This window comes from Mesotoga infera, from assembly GCF_900157305.1.
GTDB classification, from domain to species: domain Bacteria; phylum Thermotogota; class Thermotogae; order Petrotogales; family Kosmotogaceae; genus Mesotoga; species Mesotoga infera.
The window spans coordinates 2,654,823-2,670,780 of the sequence record NZ_LS974202.1; the positions used below are offsets into that span (position 1 = coordinate 2,654,823).

At 47.1% G+C, this 15,958-nt stretch carries 14 protein-coding genes and 1 tRNA gene; 4 read left to right on the top strand and 11 right to left on the bottom strand.

From position 1 onward, the window contains the following. Positions 1-41: 41 nt before the first annotated feature. Both MESINF_RS12085 and MESINF_RS12090 read left to right on the top strand, forming a co-directional pair. Complete coding sequence (locus tag MESINF_RS12085) at positions 42-782, top strand: WecB/TagA/CpsF family glycosyltransferase (RefSeq protein WP_169700177.1); 741 nt, start codon at positions 42-44, stop codon at positions 780-782. Next, on the top strand, positions 779-2,065 hold the full coding sequence (locus tag MESINF_RS12090) for an amidohydrolase family protein (RefSeq protein WP_169700179.1): 1,287 nt from the start codon (positions 779-781) through the stop codon (positions 2,063-2,065). Before MESINF_RS12085 ends, MESINF_RS12090 begins: the two co-directional genes overlap by 4 nt. Here the strand turns inward: MESINF_RS12090 and disA are convergent. From disA to MESINF_RS12120, 6 genes are all read right to left on the bottom strand, one after another. After that, complete coding sequence (gene disA, locus MESINF_RS12095) at positions 2,046-3,125, bottom strand: DNA integrity scanning diadenylate cyclase DisA (protein WP_169700181.1); 1,080 nt, start codon at positions 3,123-3,125, stop codon at positions 2,046-2,048. The genes MESINF_RS12090 and disA overlap by 20 nt on opposite strands. After that, on the bottom strand, positions 3,112-4,434 hold the full coding sequence (gene radA, locus MESINF_RS12100) for a DNA repair protein RadA (RefSeq protein ID WP_169700183.1): 1,323 nt from the start codon (positions 4,432-4,434) through the stop codon (positions 3,112-3,114). Before radA ends, disA begins: the two co-directional genes overlap by 14 nt. Positions 4,435-4,546: 112 nt before the next feature. Continuing rightward, entirely contained in the window at positions 4,547-7,039 is a 2,493-nt protein-coding gene (locus tag MESINF_RS12105) for an ATP-dependent Clp protease ATP-binding subunit (protein WP_169700185.1), read from the bottom strand. A gap of 7 nt (positions 7,040-7,046) precedes the next feature. Further along, positions 7,047-7,676: a dTMP kinase gene (gene tmk / locus MESINF_RS12110; RefSeq protein ID WP_169700187.1), complete on the bottom strand. Its 630-nt coding sequence runs from the start codon at positions 7,674-7,676 to the stop codon at positions 7,047-7,049. Positions 7,677-7,684: 8 nt separating this feature from the next. Next, complete coding sequence (locus MESINF_RS12115) at positions 7,685-8,380, bottom strand: tRNA1(Val) (adenine(37)-N6)-methyltransferase (RefSeq protein ID WP_231936764.1); 696 nt, start codon at positions 8,378-8,380, stop codon at positions 7,685-7,687. Next, positions 8,367-10,256 (bottom strand): hypothetical protein, encoded by a 1,890-nt coding sequence (locus MESINF_RS12120; protein WP_169700189.1) that lies wholly within the window; start codon positions 10,254-10,256, stop codon positions 8,367-8,369. Before MESINF_RS12120 ends, MESINF_RS12115 begins: the two co-directional genes overlap by 14 nt. A gap of 226 nt (positions 10,257-10,482) precedes the next feature. On the opposite strand from MESINF_RS12120, the gene MESINF_RS12125 reads away from it, so the two are divergent. Then, complete coding sequence (locus tag MESINF_RS12125) at positions 10,483-11,364, top strand: transposase (RefSeq protein WP_169699247.1); 882 nt, start codon at positions 10,483-10,485, stop codon at positions 11,362-11,364. Between the two features lie 107 nt (positions 11,365-11,471). Then, the gene (locus MESINF_RS12130) at positions 11,472-11,972 is read left to right on the top strand and encodes a dihydrofolate reductase family protein (RefSeq protein ID WP_169700191.1); all 501 of its coding nucleotides are present in this window, start codon (positions 11,472-11,474) and stop codon (positions 11,970-11,972) included. Between the two features lies 1 nt (position 11,973). On the opposite strand, the gene MESINF_RS12135 is transcribed toward MESINF_RS12130, so the two are convergent. The 5 genes from MESINF_RS12135 to greA form a co-directional block, all read right to left on the bottom strand. Beyond that, positions 11,974-12,049: transfer RNA gene (locus MESINF_RS12135), tRNA-Gly, on the bottom strand. Positions 12,050-12,112: 63 nt separating this feature from the next. Continuing rightward, a complete protein-coding gene (locus MESINF_RS12140) occupies positions 12,113-13,477 on the bottom strand; it encodes a GlmL-related ornithine degradation protein (protein ID WP_169700193.1) in 1,365 nt (454 codons plus the stop codon). Then, positions 13,474-13,935, bottom strand: coding sequence for a GatB/YqeY domain-containing protein (locus MESINF_RS12145; protein ID WP_169700195.1), 462 nt, complete (start codon positions 13,933-13,935; stop codon positions 13,474-13,476). The genes MESINF_RS12140 and MESINF_RS12145 overlap by 4 nt, the downstream gene beginning before the upstream one ends. A gap of 5 nt (positions 13,936-13,940) precedes the next feature. Continuing rightward, a complete protein-coding gene (gene lysS, locus MESINF_RS12150) occupies positions 13,941-15,449 on the bottom strand; it encodes a lysine--tRNA ligase (RefSeq protein ID WP_169700196.1) in 1,509 nt (502 codons plus the stop codon). 12 nt (positions 15,450-15,461) lie between these two features. Further along, on the bottom strand, positions 15,462-15,953 hold the full coding sequence (gene greA, locus MESINF_RS12155; protein ID WP_169700198.1) for a transcription elongation factor GreA: 492 nt from the start codon (positions 15,951-15,953) through the stop codon (positions 15,462-15,464). Between the last annotated feature and the right edge of the window lie 5 nt (positions 15,954-15,958).

Consider the following 15,958-nt stretch of genomic DNA (forward strand, 5'->3'; position numbering starts at 1 on the left):
AGGAAGGCTAAGCCTTCCTCATTTTTATGGAGGTGTTCTTCTTGAGATTTCTGGACTTCGATCTACAGGACAGAGATCTGGATTCAGCGGCATCTGAGTTGCTTGATGGAGTAAAGTCCGGCAAGAAGTACTTCGTTCTCACATTGAATGCGCTGATAGTTTATGAGTATCTCCGTAACCGGGATTATCATGAGGCACTTGAGAGAGTAAATTACGTGGTTCCCGATGGAAGCGGAGTTTTAAAAGCCATAAAATTACTCAATAAAAGGAAAGTTGGCAGGGTTCCCGGTATAGACCTGATGCTCACTATCTGCAAACTGGCTTCCATGGGAAACAAGAGAATCTATCTTCTTGGTTCTAAAACCGATACAGTAACAAAAACCATTAAAAATTTAAAAGAAAGATATCCCGGTCTTAATATAGCAGGCTATCACAACGGTTTCTTTGATGAAAGTGAAAGTGATACAATCGTTTCAGAAATAAACAATTCACGTGCGGATATACTGTTCGTTGGAATGGGTGTACCTAAACAGGAATTATGGATCACGGAAAATCTGGACAGATTGAATGTCAAGGTTTTGATGGGTGTCGGTGGCTCCTTCGATGTCATTTCGGGAAACTTGAAGAGAGCTCCCGCCTGGATGCAGAGGTTAGGTCTTGAGTGGTTTTATAGAACCATTCAAGAACCCAGAAAACGCTTGAGATTGATACCCAAACTTGTCAAGTTTGAACTTCATATTCTTAAGTCTTATCTTTGTTTGAGAAGAGGTGGTTCCGGATGATCGTTACCAACGTACTGGCCTTCACGAACGATTTCGCGAATCCTCTTGTGGATGACGCGCTGGTCAGATTCGAGAATGGAGAGATTACCTACGTCGGTCCTAGAAGGGAGTACAGCATTCAGGAAGATGAAGAAGTTGTGGACGGAGAGAAAGGACTCCTGCTTCCGGCTTTTTGCAACGCTCACCTGAGCATTTATTCTAGTGTTTCATCGTACCCTCTCAAAATTATAAAGGGCTATGAGAATGGAGCCGGTTATTTCAACAATCTGCTTAAGTCAGGATACTCCAAAACCAACGAGAAGATCGCAAAAGTATCGGCCGAATTAGCAGTGTTAAAGGCTTTGAAGAGCGGCACTGTCTCATTCAGTGGCCCCATTTTCGATTGTCCAGAAGTGGATGCGGAGTTTTACAGAGAACTCGCACGGAGGTACGGAGTTAACATCGCGGTCGGCCCGGTAGTGGTAAAAGAATCGATCGAATCCATTATCGAGCGATGGCATGAAGTACCCCGTGATAGCAATTTCTGTCCTCTCATATATGTAAGCGAACTGGCGACCTACGACGAAGAAGACCTGATCAAGCTACGCGACCTCTATTCTAAGGGTATAAACTTGAACCTCTTTATATTCGACATGAAGCAAGAGAACGATCTGTGCCTTTCAAGATGGGGCGAAAGCCTTATAGAGAGATTGCTGAAGAATGGCATTCTCGTTCCCGAATGCGGCATTATTTATGGAGGAAACCTGAGTGAAACCGATATGGATATAATCTCGAACAGAAGGATATTCGTTACCAAATCCATACGTTCCGAGATGTACGCCGGAACCTTTCAACCTAATATCGCTGACCTTTTGGGGAGAGGAATGCACGTCTCTATAGGAACAGGTTTCATGGGAACGGAACTCATAGAGGAGGCCAGGGAGATAGTGCTTTCGGAAAGATATCACAAGCACTATGATAACGTTGTAATCGACTACGAAATACGGAAAACGCTTTACGATAATAATTATAAACTGGCACAGCGTTTCTTCGGAAAACGTACGGGGGTAATAAAAGAGGGCTATTCGGCCGACCTCCTTCTGGCCAAACCGGTACTGGATTTTGAAAGACTTGACCCCGAACTGCCCACAGTTCTACAACTGATCTTGAAAACCTCCTGTGAATCTAATTATGAAAAAGTCTGGAATACCGGAGAATTGATACTCGACAAGGGCTTCCCCCAGAGGATATCCAGGAAGGAGCTTAAAGACCTTTCCAGGGATATCAAAAACCTGGAATTGTAACCTGACCGGACTTTTTATATATATCGATCGCATGCCTTATTGCAGAGGCACGCTTTTCACCTATACCATCGACATCCTTCAATTCGTCCTCCGTGCTTTCGAGGAGGTTAAATAGCGTTCCGAACTCCCTTCCCAGATTTATGGCCACATGAAGCGGGATTCGCGGAATATGCCTCGCGAAACGGATACCCCTGGAACGTATAAAATACTCCACTGCCTGAGATGCCGTAGTGATATCGTACCCCAGGATTCTGAGAATTGAACCGAAACTGTTGATCTCTTTCTCGGTCAGTCCGTTGAGCCTGGTAAGAATCTCTTCAAGCTCTTCAGGTTCAACCAATTCATCGCTGAAATCCAGCACCAGGTTCTCTATCTCCTCACCAACATTGACCAACATCTCGGTGATCTGCATCTGGGGAAACCTTCCGTGATTTCCAAGTTCGGCGATTGTTATCTCCGCTTCCTGACCTATCATCATTACCATGAGCCCTTTCTGTATTGTTTTCACCACATCGAATAGAGTGAGAGAGCCGGCCCTTTCCATGAACTCCATTCCTGTCAGAGCCTCTATAAAAGCCTCTTTGTATTTCTCAGCCGTTCTTATCGTTTGGGTTATTTTTGAAGTGAGAGTCTCAACGTTGTTCAACGTATATACATAGTCACCGAAGAAAATAGTCATCGTATTACGCCTCTTGGAAACGGCAACGAGCATCTTTCCCGTCTCTTTTGCCATTCTCTCTGCGGCCCGGTGTCTCATACCGGTCTGGTTGGTGCTTATGTTATGGTCTGGAATCAACTGTACGTTGGCACCTATGATCGTCGAAAGGTCTTCGGTCACAACGATAGCGCCGTCCATCTTGGCCAGTTCGTATAATTTGTTTGCGTTGAAGGAGCAGTTCAAAAGGAAGCCGATCTGCATCAAGTTGCTATATTTCTTGTAATCATCCACAAAAAAGATCAGTCCGCCGATGCTGGCATCCTGGATGTCGTCGAGGGCGTGCCTGAGGGGAGTTCCCGGGGCAATGATCTTCAATTTCTCAATAAACTCACTTCTCTCCACTTTTTATCCCTCCAATGAGCCTCAAAAGTTGCTTCACGTCTTTTATACCATTCTTGCCCTCGGGAGAAATCACTTCATTGAAGGGCGAGTTTTTCACCCGATCCAGTCTCCGTTCCGCGGAAGACACTGAGCGAACCGTACCGTCCAGTCCCAGTTCGCCGAAAACGGCGAAATTATCTGGAATTGCCGTATCTGTGAACGAAGATATGAGAGCGGTTGCGACCGCTAGATCCACCCCGGTATCCTCTATCTGCAGACCACCGGCAACGTTGACATACAGGTCGAGACTGTCGAGTGGTATGTTAGCCCTCTTGGTGAGAACGGCCGCCACCAAAAGAACTCTCTCGAGAGGTACACCGGTGGAAAGCCTTCGCGGGGTTCCGTAGATAGGCCTGGATACAAGGGCCTGGATCTCCACCAGAAAAGCCCTCGATCCCTCGGAGATCACTGCTATTATATTCCCCGGTGAACTGACGAAATCTTCGACGAAAACGCTACTTATATCGGCGATCTCCTTGAGGCCGGAGGAGGTCATTTCGAAGACGGCTATCTCGTCGGATGGGCCGAAGCGGTTTTTCACGGTTCTCAGGAAGCGGTAACCAGTTTTACTGGCTTCGAAATACAGTACCGTGTCGACCAGGTGCTCTATCAACTTGGGTCCGGCAATCTGTCCGCCCTTGGTCACGTGAGAAACGATAAAAACCGGTATTTCTGAACTCTTGGCGCTCGACACCAGGGCATTTGCGCACTCTCTAACCTGCACTATCGAACCTGGCAGGGAGGGAACGTCTGATAACTTGAGTGTTTGGAGAGAGTCGAATACCATGAGTGCATACCTGGAAATATCGCCAGTTCTGATGAAGGTGATATCGTTTGCCGACATAATATGGATGTTTCCTGTGTTCGCCAGGCCAAGTCTGTCGGCTCTCATTTTCAACTGTCGGGGCGATTCTTCACCCGAAACGTAGAGAACCTGGCTGTCTCTGGCTATATAGTTGGAGAGCTGAAGCATGAAGGTAGATTTTCCGATTCCCGGTTCCCCGCTTATTAGAACTGCGCTTCCGGGAACGATCCCACCTCCGATGGACCTGTCGAACTCCTCCATCCCGCTTTTTAAACGAGGCGATTCTTCGATGCTTACATCCGAAAGAGGTTTTATGTCTACCTGCCGCGTCTCTTGAGAGATTCTGTTATCGGTGTGATTGAAGGTCACCGCTGTGTTCCACTCTCCACAAGAGGGGCATTTCCCGAACCAGGCCGGTGATTCGTAGCCGCAGGCATCACAGACATAACTTTGCTTTTTCTTCATAGACTTCTTGATAAAGCTCTCCTTTCTTCGAATATCTTCGATTTATTATAATACACAGGGGGCACAACGAATGTGCCCCCTTTTGAATTAATTAAACGTCAATAGCGATCTATCAGGTTGTAGCGCTGACTTCGGCTTTCTCATCTTTTTTTCTGGTGAAGACCAGCAGCTTGTTCTTCAACTCGATAGTGATCATGTCTCCCTCGTGGAATCTTCCGCGAAGTAGCTCCTCTGAGAGCGGATCTTCAACATACTTCTGTATAGCCCTCTTTAAAGGTCTCGCACCGTACACGGGATTGAACCCTTCCTCAACGAGAAAGTCTTGAGCCTTTTCACTCAACACCAGTTCAAGATGCTTCTCTTTCAGGCGTTTGCGCATATCTCTCATCAGGATATCTATAATCACCTTTATCTGTTCTTTTGTCAATTGATGGAACACGACGATTTCATCGAGCCTGTTGAGAAACTCCGGTCTAAAAGTCTTCTTGACCTCTTCCAGGACTGATGTCTTCATCGATTCGTACTCCCTGTCCTGGCGGGTGGATTCCACAAAACCGATCGAGGTCTTGGTCTTGTTGATGAATTCGCCTCCCAGGTTGCTGGTCATTATTACTATGGTGTTCCTGAAATCTACCTGCCTTCCCTGTGAATCGGTGAGCCGTCCGTCGTCCATGATCTGAAGAAGGATATTGAATATGTCCGGGTGAGCCTTCTCAATTTCGTCGAACAGTATCACAGAGAAAGGTCTCTTTCTGATTCTCTCGGTAAGAGTTCCTCCCTCGTCGTAACCTACATATCCCGGGGGGGCCCCGATCAACCTCGACACCGAGAAGCGCTCCATGTACTCGGACATATCGAACCTGACCAGAGATTTGTCATCTCCGAAGAGATACTCGGCCAATGCCTTGGCCAGCTCGGTCTTTCCAACGCCGGTCGGTCCGAGGAAAAGGAAAGTGCCTATCGGTCTTCTTGGGTCCTTGAGACCGCTTCGGGCACGTCTTATGGATTTGGCGACGGCTGATATGGCCTCGTCCTGCGAGACTATTCTCTCATGAAGAGCCGACTCGAGGGTAAGTAGCTTCTCGGTGTCTGTCTCTTCAAGCTTCCTGAGAGGAATACCGGTCCAGTTGGAAACGATTTCCGCTATCTCGTTCTCGTCAAGTGTCACGATTTCGGAGTCGACCCGGCTGCGCCACTGGTTGTAGCTGTCTCTATACTTCTGCTGGAGTATTCTTTCCTTTTCCTTCAACTGGGCAGCCTTTTCGTATTCCTGATCGGCCGCAGCCGTCTCCCTTTTTATTTTCAGTAGTTCCAGTTCGGTCTGCATCTTTTTCAGCTCTTCGGGTATGGTCAATTTCTGAAGTCTGGCCCTGGAACCGGCTTCATCTATTATGTCTATCGCTTTGTCTGGAAGGAATCTATCGGAAACATAGCGATGAGAAAGCGTAACGGCCGCTTCCAGTGCAATTTCGGTGTATTTGACTTTGTGGTGCAATTCATACTTATGTCTTATTCCTTTAAGTATTTCGACGGACTGCTCCGGTGATGGTTCGGTAACGTAGATCTTCTGGAAACGTCTCTCCAGAGCGGCATCTTTCTCTATATACTTTCTGTATTCGTCGGGAGTCGTAGAACCGATGCATCTTATCTCGCCGCTTGCCAACGCCGGTTTCAAAATATTCGCAGCGTCCACGGCACCTTCGGCCGAACCAGCTCCGACGATCGTATGCACTTCGTCGATGAAGAGTATGATGTTTCCATTGGACTTCACAACGTGAATCAGTTTCTTAAGACGTTTCTCGAATTCTCCCCTGTATTTGGTTCCGGCTATCAGAGAGGCTACGTCGAGCGCAAAGATAACCTTGTTCTTGAGAGTTTCGGGTATCTCCTCATCGACTATCATCTGAGCTAGACCTTCTACTATCGCAGTTTTTCCAACTCCCGGCTCGCCGATCAACACAGGATTGTTCTTCTTTCTCCTGGAGAGGACCTCCATCAGTCTCTGGCGTTCTATCTCTCTGCCTATTATCGGGTCGAGCTTTCCGGCCCGGGCCATTGAGGTCAGGTCGGTTCCAAAACCTTCGAGCTGTTTGACGGCCGCACTGGTACTCGTGTTTTGCTGTGGAGAGAAAACGTTCTCAGGCTCAGAGCCGCCTTCGTCCCAGTCTCCGGTGATATTTTCGATTATCTCTCTCCTGAGCTGAGAGAGGTTTACACCCATCTGCTTCAAAATGTGCGCGGCGATCCCTTCTCCTTCGCGTACGATACCGAGCAAAATATGTTCAACGTCGATCTTGTCCTGACCGAGCATTTTAGATTCATCATTTGCAAGCTCTATGACCCGCCTAGCCCTGGGGGTCATCTGTGGTGCTCCGACGACAGACTGATGAACATTAGTACCCACCATCGAAGTCACTTCTCTGGATACTCTTTCATATGTTATGGAATAGTTCCTGAGAATCCTCGTCGTTTGCTCATTATCGACCTTTATGATTGCCAGAAGGAGGTGTTCGGTTCCAACATATGGGTGGCCGAGACCCCTTGCCTCGTCCTGTGCCGTTACGAAAACCTGCGCGGCGCCTTCAGAAAACTTGTCGAAATACATCTCTATTTCACCTCCCGTTGAGCCTAAATCTCTGTAGAAAACGATCTACAATGTTCCTGATACATTCGTGAACCTCTGTCATACTTCTCGTTCCATCCACAATTTCATAGTTATCCAATTTCTCCCTGATAATTTTCATATAACCGTTCCTTACTTTTTCGAAAAACTCCAAACTCTCCACTTCTATTTTATCATTTTTCTTTTCTTTTCTCATCCGCAAGACAGCTTCAGTTGCAGGAACATCGATGTATATGGTGATGTCTGGAATTGTTGAACCTACTGCAAACCCATTTATGGTACTTACTATTTCTATTCCAAGCGATCTGCCTATTCCCTGATATGCCAGCGACGAATCCATGAACCTGTCCGCCAGTACCACAAGGCCTTTTTCCAGCGCAGGCCTAATGACTTCTCTCACTATCTGGGCTCTTGCAGCCATAAACAACAACAGCTCGGACTCCGGTTGTAGCCTGAAATCGCTGTGGAGGAGAATTCTCCTTATCTCCTCACCGGCTTTGGTTCCTCCCGGTTCTCTCACAACAATATGCTCTACACTTAATTGACTCAAGTATTCCTGTAAAAGTTTGATTTGAGTCGTCTTTCCAGACCCGTCGATTCCTTCGAAACAGATGAACATTCCCGCATTCACCTCAAAATTATTGGCGGTTCTACCAGTACTTCTGATGAAGAATTCTTTCTGCCAGCGATTAAAACGAGCTGGGCTTGCCCTCCGCTTTTGCCGTGTACGAACCTGATTCTGTGAATTGCGAGCCTCACATCCTCCATTCTCCTAATCCACTTCGTAAGGTCTCTGGGATGGATGAGGAAGAAGAAGGCCCCTCTGTTCTTCAAGAGTTCTCCGGTCGCTCCGACGAACTCGCCCATGAGCTGATGGGACATTCTCCTGGCCGTGTTTCTCCTGCTGTCGGGACTCTCGATACCCGGGTGGAGGTAATGTGGAGGATTCGATACCACTATATCGAAGTCGTGGTGTTTCTCGTGTTTGGAAGCGAGAAAATCAACGACCGAACAGTTGAAAAAAGAGACCCTATCCTCCACACCGTTTCTTCGGGCATTCTCCAGAGATAATTTGTATAATTGCTCGTCCACTTCTATTCCCGAGGCCTCTATTCCGTATCTAGAGGCCAGGTAAATAGAAATAGCTCCGCTTCCAGAGCCCAGTTCGAGTGATCTATGGGCTTTCCCGGGCGGTTTGCAGAACCATGATAGCAAAACCGTTCCATGGTTTATTCTGCCAAGCGGATTTGAAATGTCAAAAGTCAGTCCGTTGAGGACTCCGGGATCAAAATCTCCAAAAACCTTCATCTCAGTAAATAGCAATTACCGACTTTTCGTCGGCTTCCAGGTCAAGTTTCCCGGCGAGTTTTTCATCAAGACTTGCCCGCGACAGGGTTCTTACTGAAAGTAAGAATTTTCCATCGCCATAAATATCTTCCAGGCTCAGCGAGGAGGCTTCAAGCACTTCAAGTTTCTCAGAGGATATCTCAAGCCCTGTCATGGAGACTCTAGACAGCTGGTATATTTTAAAATGCTGAGAAGAGACGCCTCCGAGAAAGAAACTCGCCCTCGAATTCTTTATTTCCACCGTGTCGTTCTCTATCGTCGATCTGGAAAGCGTCGAAGATAAAGAATTGCTCAAAACGAACTTTCCGGAAGCGGATCTGGATGAATGTATATACAGATCCATAACGTTCTCGAGTAGTATGTCTCCGACTATCTCACAGTTGTATAGCTGGACGGTTCTGGTGCCGCGTATCTCCAGACCTGCTCCCAGAGTACAGCCATCCATAGCGATCACCGATGCATTTTTTACGACTATTCGCGTTTTGTTAAAATCGACGTTTCTGGCGATCAGAATGCCGTTGGTCGAGACCTCTAGAGTTCCATAAGAGCCCCCGGGGTTCAGGGCTATTCTATCTTTTCTGCCTTCCAGATCAAGGACGCCGCTAACCAGAAGGGTGTTACCTCTTGAAATGGTCAAGGTGGAACCGGATTCAACCTTCATTATGGAGTTCTCCCTCACTACTACATTTCCGAAGAGACGGTAGTCGTTACCCCCTACCAAAAGGGCATCCATTCCTAAAAGTGATGAGATAACTTCCGTACTGAACCTTTTGAAAAAACTCTCTTTTGCAAACACTGGCATCGATGGAAGCATTATTTCTGAAGGACTTTTCACGAGCAACCTGTAAAGATCACCTTCAACGGAAAGAGAGTCTCTAGGAATGGTTGCGGTTCTTTCATCCTGGTTATGGTTCGAGATGACGGTCCATTCACCGCCACTGAACTTCTGCAAAACAGTCGTTCCGTCCTGCGCCGTCCATTTTGCGTTTCGTACCGCGCCTTCTTCAATATACAGCTCTGGAAGGTTCTCCGATGTTCTCTTTATTATGTTGAAGCTCTCCTGATGCTTTGTAGAATTACCCGATGAGTCCGTCACTTTCACCACCAGTGTATCCTCGCCCTGGGGTAGAGGTGATTCGGGAATCAATCTCTGACCATCGTAGAGAAATCTTATACCACTCCGCTCCGTGGAAGCATCCACCAAAAGCCTGTCACTTCTATCCCAGTCGTCTTCCAATGTGAGCGTCACGGGGCCTCCGGAGTATGGAGACTCTATGAAAGTATTTATCTTTGGCGCTTCGTCCTCGTCGAGTAGGAAATCTAGAATCCCGGGCTCGGAAGAATTTGCACCGCGCATTGTGTAACCCTGTATGATGTAATCCCTTCCCTTTTCAATGTCGATCTCGAAAAAGGGAAAGGCCGAGATCTTCTCGATTCCAGAATCGAAAACTATCCTGAAGGCCGTATAAGAAATATCCCCTTGCGTGGCCAAATGAATCGACAACTTTCCTCCTGAAAGTTTCCAGATGATGGATGGGGTTTCAGGGATTCGAGTATCTACCAAGATATCGGTTGAAACAGGACTGGTCAGAAACCTCTTGCCCTTTACCAGGGTCACGTATATCCTGTGGGAACCCGGCGAATCGAGCTTGAAGCTGTACTTGGGTTCTTCGGTTCTGATTCCGTCCATTGCGTCCACGGGTATTCTGTCAACTGTGATAAGAATCTCCGGTCGTTCTCTTCCGGAATACCTTATATCTAGGTCGAGATAACATTCGGAGAATTCACACTTCGCCTGCTTGATCGAAATGGAATAACCTGTCCGATCGCTGCAGGCAACCAGTGAAATCAAGAGAGCGAACATTGAGAGAATCAAGAAAAATCTGAGCCTTATAATCCTCACCTTCCTATCAATAGAGAATAACACAATTGGGGTTTTTTGAGAATTTGTTCTTGGTGTGAAAAAGCGTTAGAATTCAAAAGTACAGTGAGAGGTAGGACCGTATCCAATAAATAGGCGAGGAAAGAAATAAGGCAAAAGAAAAGGGACTCAACTCCATATAGAATGTTTTTTGTGTATGAAAAACAAAACGAAAGGAGAGAGTCCCGAAGAAATGATAACACCAAAGGACATAAGAAAAGTGAAGGAAGCGGTGAGAGAGATAATACCTGCGCACAGGCAGGTGAAAGGAAGACCGAGAGAGTACTCGGACAGAACGATAGTGTTGTTGTATGTGATTTTTATACTTTTCCGTTGTAGCTCAATCGTTGAGATGTACAAAATGATCGAAGGAAAGAAGAGGGTGTTGAAAGTGATAGGTGAGCTTCCATCAAGGCAGACATTATCATATAGACTGAGAAGGCTGGATATTGAAGCTATAAGCAGGAGAATCATAGAAAGCATAAAAGGCGGAACATACATAATCGACTCGACACCGATAAAGGACATCACAAATCAGGGGATAAAAAAGTGTAAGAATCTGAAGTTCGGCAAAAACAGGGACGGATTCTTTTGGGGAAAGAAGGTACATTTCATAATCACTCAAGAAGGGATACCCGTCAAATTCAAGCTGACCCAGGCCAATGAAGACGATGCTAGAGTTGGAAAGGAGATGCTGGACAATCTCAACGGTCTGATTATAGCCGATAGGGGTTACTTCAAATGGAGCTTCTTGTCCCAATTCACCAAAGAAGGCGATCTAAGGGCCATAGTGAGACCGAAATCGAGAAAGAAGGACTCGAGCTTCAAGGAGAAGCACTCACAGACATATTCAAAGCGATGGAAGATTGAGAGGCTGTTCCAGAAAATGAAAGAGGTGTTCAGAGTGGAGATTCCCAGAAAAGGTGGCAGAGATGATCTCTTGTCCAGAGTAACGGCACTATTTCTAACGGTTGTTACTCTTGCCTTCTCCAAGTTCGTGCTCAACTATCCTATTCTGGATTACCTCAATTGTTGCTGATTTGTTTATTGGATACGGTGTGAGAGGTAGGCGAAACCAGGGAAAATCGATATTAATTGCTCCGGGAGCTTCGTAGAAACACATTTCCCACCGGGAGGTAGAGGACCTTGAGATTGATAGCGATTTTTGCGAGTACAGTCAACGGTATGATAGCTCTCTCCGAGAACGACAGGACCGAATGGACATCGAGGGAAGACAAAAGATATTTCAAAGAACTCACAACCAGCGTAGGAACGATCATTATGGGTCGAAGAACTTATGAGAGTATAGGAAGAACACTCCCGGGGAGGCTGAACGTTGTTCTCACCAGAAATCCTACTGCTTATGAAGAATCGGAAAGCCTGATTTTTCGCTCTTCATCGCCCGAAGCGCTGATAGAAGAGATCGAGGAGTGGGGAATCGACCAGGCATGCCTAATCGGCGGGGCAAGAACTTTCGCGGATTTTGCCGACAGAGGATTGGTGAACGAAATCCACATCACACTGGAACCAACTATAAGAAACGGAGTCACGCACCTCGCGACTCACTTGAAAAAACCTGTTTCGCTTGCCCTGCGCGGGATAGTATCTCTAGGTCCTTCGGTTGTGATGATTTACGATGTGAAATAGATGGAGCGGGCGACGGGACTCGAACCCGCGACCCTCAGCTTGGGAAGCTGATGCTCTACCAACTGAGCTACACCCGCATTCAAGGAGATTTTACCATCTGGAATTACAGGTGTCAATGCAAAGCACGTTCGAGAGGGCCCTCACCGCAGCTCTTCGAGTGAGCTGTCTATCAAATCCGTGGCTAGGGAAGCGTCCACCGTCGAGATGAGTCCTATGGCCGCGAATATGTAGTTCCTGTCTCTGTAGATTCTTATATCTGGCCCCGGGAGCAGTTCCTTTGAGTGCAGTTTAGACAACGATCTGGCATTTTCCATTATCTGACGGGTGTATCTCGATCTGCTCAAAAGCCCTCCAGTTCCGATTATGGATTTTATGGCAGTCAGGTCCTTTCCCTGGGCGATCTCAATCCTTCCAGTAGGACCATATATCTGTCGTATATACCCCGCATGGCGCCTTATGGAAGTCTCGAAACAGTATCTGCCGAGACGTGCTGAAAATCTTGAAGCTTCATCGCTAGTTGGGTAAGGCGATAGCTTGCCTACGATTTCGTCGAATGAAGCGAACTCACCTCTCAACTCCTTCTCACCTATGTAATCTATAACGTGGTGTGCATTGACGTAGACTCCGAGATCACCCTCGACCGTTCGCTTCGAGTGTGGCTCGGGCGAGACGAGCATTTTCGAGATCTCAGGGTCGCCGTCTGTAACAGAATCGACATCGGTGGTAGCCCCACCGATATCCACGACCAGAACGTCGTTGTATGTATTAGAAAACAATTCAGCGGCGAGCATCACAGCGGCCGGGGTGGGGATAACCGGCTTGTTTGCAATCAAGTAGATCTTTTCCATCCCCGGTCCCCTTGTGATGTTTCTGGAAAAGACTTCCCTTATGATTTTCCTGGTAGGCTCAACGTTCAACTCATCGATTCTGGGATACACGTTATCTACGAAGTATATTTCTCTTCCTGTCGGAGAGATTATTTCCCGCACCTCGTCGGAGATGGCGGTGTTGCCAGCGTAAACCAGAGGTATCGACCTGTCGAGTCGATTTATCATTCCGGCGTTATGGATCACCGTCTCTTCTTCTCCATAATCCACGCCCCCCGCCAGCAGAACGAGTCGCGGTTGAATCTTCGAAATTTTCTCCAGATCGCGCTCTGAAAGCTTTCCAGCAGTTACCAGTTTTATAACTCCACCGGCCCCGAGAGCCGCCTCTTTCGCTGCCCTAACGGTCATATCGTAAACGAGACCATGAACGGTCATTTTTAGACCGCCAGCCGCACTGGAGGAGGCGATGAAAACCTCCCAGTCGAGTTTATCATCCTTAAGTCGTTTTTTGAGTTCGATCAGGGCCCTTTCAATTCCTATCGTCACATCGTTCTCGATGACTGTTGTATAAGATTCTCCCTGGGCCAGGAAAGAAAGCTTTCCGGATGCGTTGCAAGAAAAGGCCGAAAGCACGGTCGTGGTGCTGCCGATTTCGGCGGTGAGTATTTGAACTTTCATCTACTCTCGAGAAGCTCCCTGACTATTTTGTTGGTCAGTTTTCCGTCGGCCCTTCCCTTGAGCCTGATCATGACCTCGCGCATAACCTTTCCAAGATCCGACGGTCCGTTGGCTTTCAGGTCTTCGATAGTCTTCAGCGCAACTGCACGTATTTCGTTCTCACTGAGTTCTTCGGGAAGATAGCCCTTGAGTATCTCCATTTCCAAAGTTTCCTGGGCCACGAGTTCGTCTCTTCCGGCTTTGACATAGGCCTCTATGGATTCCTCTCTCCGTTTCACTTCTTTTCCGATCAAGCCGATTACCGTGTCATCCTTCACTTCGCCCTTTCTGTTCTCTTCCGAAGACGCCTGGAAGTTTTTCACGGCGGCTATGACAGACCTCAACGTATTGGTTCTGAGCATATCCCGCGATTTCATTGCCTCTTTCATATCGTTCTGTATCTTTTCGTACAGACTCATAGAACTCACTCCTGTAATTCTTCCTCGCTCTGCATCTCTTCTTCTTCAAAAGAGATTGGCTTTACTAGTGGGAAGGGAATTATGTCCCTTATTGTTGGCGAATCGGTTACCAGCATTAGAATTCTGTCCCATCCGATACCCAGTCCGCCGGTGGGAGGCATTCCATACTCCAGCGCCCTCAAAAAGTCGTCGTCCATCATCTGGGCTTCTTCGTCACCCGCTTCTCTCAGTCCTGCCTGATGCAAAAATCTTCTGTACTGCTCTATCGGATCGTTGAGTTCACTGAAGGCGTTGGCCATTTCCATAGAGCTTATTATCAATTCGAACCTTTCAGTCACTCTGGGATCGCTTCTGTGGACCTTGGAAAGAGGCGAGATTATCACAGGATGTTCGGTGACAAAGGTTGGATTAACGAGTTTGTCTTCAACGAGATCCCAGAGTTTCTCTATCAGGTGGCCCCTCTCTTTCATGTCGGGCTCGCTGCCGTGTTTTTTCAGGACCTCTATCAATTTCTCGTCGGAATCCTCGAGTATATTCACTCCGAGGTTGTCCTGGATGAAATCGCTCATCTTCACCCTGCGCCAGGGTCTGGAAAAGTCGATCTCTTTTCCCTGATAGTTTATCTTTGTAGAGCCTGTCAGGTTCTCCACAACATAGTTGATCATTGCTTCGGTGATATCCATAATATCGTTGTAGTCGGCGTAGGCCCAGTAGAGTTCCATCATGGTGAACTCAGGATGGTGTTTGTAGGATATTCCCTCGTTTCTGAAATTCTTTCCGATTTCGAATATTCTTTCGAACCCCCCAACAAGGTATCTCTTAAGAAAGAGCTCTTCCGCGATCCTCAGAAACATCTGGGATTCAAAAACGTTTATCCTTGTTTCGAAAGGCCTTGCCGAGGCTCCACCGGTCAGATGGAGAAGTATGGGTGTGTCTACTTCAATGAACCTTCTCTGTGCCAGAAATTCCCTTATGAGCCGGAAAAGCTCGGAGCGCATTTTGAAGCGGTTGAGCGCTTCGTCGCTGGAGAGCATTTCGACGTATCTCTGGCGATATATTATTTCCTTGTCCTTCAAGCCGTGCCATTTCTCGGGCATGGTTCTCATAGACTTAGAAAGGATCTCGAAGCTTTTTACAAAGACCGACACCTCGCCTGTATGTGTCTTGAAGGGGAAGCCTATGATACCAACGAAATCGCCCATGTTGACATACTTTTTGAAGATTTCAAAGTTGTCTTTTCCAACCGAATCTAGTCTGATGTAGGCCTGAATCCTTCCGGTATCATCGCGAAGGACGAAAAAGAAGGACTTTCCGTGGCTTCTCAAGGCCACTACCCTACCGGCAGTTCTAATCACTACGTCTTCCTTCGTCTGGGAATTTTCCAGAGTGGAGAATTCGTTCTTTATATCCCCTGCCCAGTGGGTCTTTTCAAAACGATAAGGATAGGGTTCTATACCTTCCTCACGCATCTGATCTATTTCTCGAAGCCTCTGTCTTCGTGTCTCTTCACTCATAAATGTCTCCGATCATCTGCCGATGGTAAGTATTTTATACTTGGCCCATCCCGAAGGGGTTTTCACTCTTACGACTTCATCTACTTTGTGGGCAAGTATCCCTTTGCCTATGGGAGAATCGGCACTGATTTTACCTTCGAATATGTTGGCTTCTTGAGCATTGACGATTCTGTACTCTGACTTCTCACCGGTTTCCATGTTCTGAAGCTCCACTATATGACCTAGCTTGACTGTGCTCATGTCACCATCGTCTTCTATTACTTCAGCGTTGTTCAGTATCTCTTCAAGCTGTTTTATTCTGCTGTCGATTCGACCCTGCTCGTTTTTCGCTTCATCGTATTCGCTGTTTTCACTCAAATCGCCAAGCTCACGGGCTTCCTTTATTCTTTCGGCAATATCGTACATGAGTCTCTTTCTAAGGCTTTCTAGTTCCTCTTTCATTCTGTCGTAGCCTTCCTGGGTGAGGTAAATGGCTTTTTTCTTCACGACCTGGATCCCCTCCATTCAAC

Excerpts from the sequence above, each read along its gene's own strand:
- MESINF_RS12105 (WP_169700185.1), bottom strand. The coding sequence starts at position 7,039 with ATGTATTTCGACAAGTTTTCTGAAGGCGCCGCGCAGGTTTTCGTAACG.
- MESINF_RS12125 (WP_169699247.1), top strand. The coding sequence starts at position 10,483 with ATGAAAAACAAAACGAAAGGAGAGAGTCCCGAAGAAATGATAACACCA.
- MESINF_RS12145 (WP_169700195.1), bottom strand. The coding sequence starts at position 13,935 with ATGAGTCTGTACGAAAAGATACAGAACGATATGAAAGAGGCAATGAAA.
- MESINF_RS12090 (WP_169700179.1), top strand. The coding sequence starts at position 779 with ATGATCGTTACCAACGTACTGGCCTTCACGAACGATTTCGCGAATCCT.
- lysS (WP_169700196.1), bottom strand. The coding sequence starts at position 15,449 with ATGAGTGAAGAGACACGAAGACAGAGGCTTCGAGAAATAGATCAGATG.
- greA (WP_169700198.1), bottom strand. The coding sequence starts at position 15,953 with ATGGAGGGGATCCAGGTCGTGAAGAAAAAAGCCATTTACCTCACCCAG.
- radA (WP_169700183.1), bottom strand. The coding sequence starts at position 4,434 with ATGAAGAAAAAGCAAAGTTATGTCTGTGATGCCTGCGGCTACGAATCA.
- tmk (WP_169700187.1), bottom strand. The coding sequence starts at position 7,676 with ATGTTCATCTGTTTCGAAGGAATCGACGGGTCTGGAAAGACGACTCAA.
- MESINF_RS12140 (WP_169700193.1), bottom strand. The coding sequence starts at position 13,477 with ATGAAAGTTCAAATACTCACCGCCGAAATCGGCAGCACCACGACCGTG.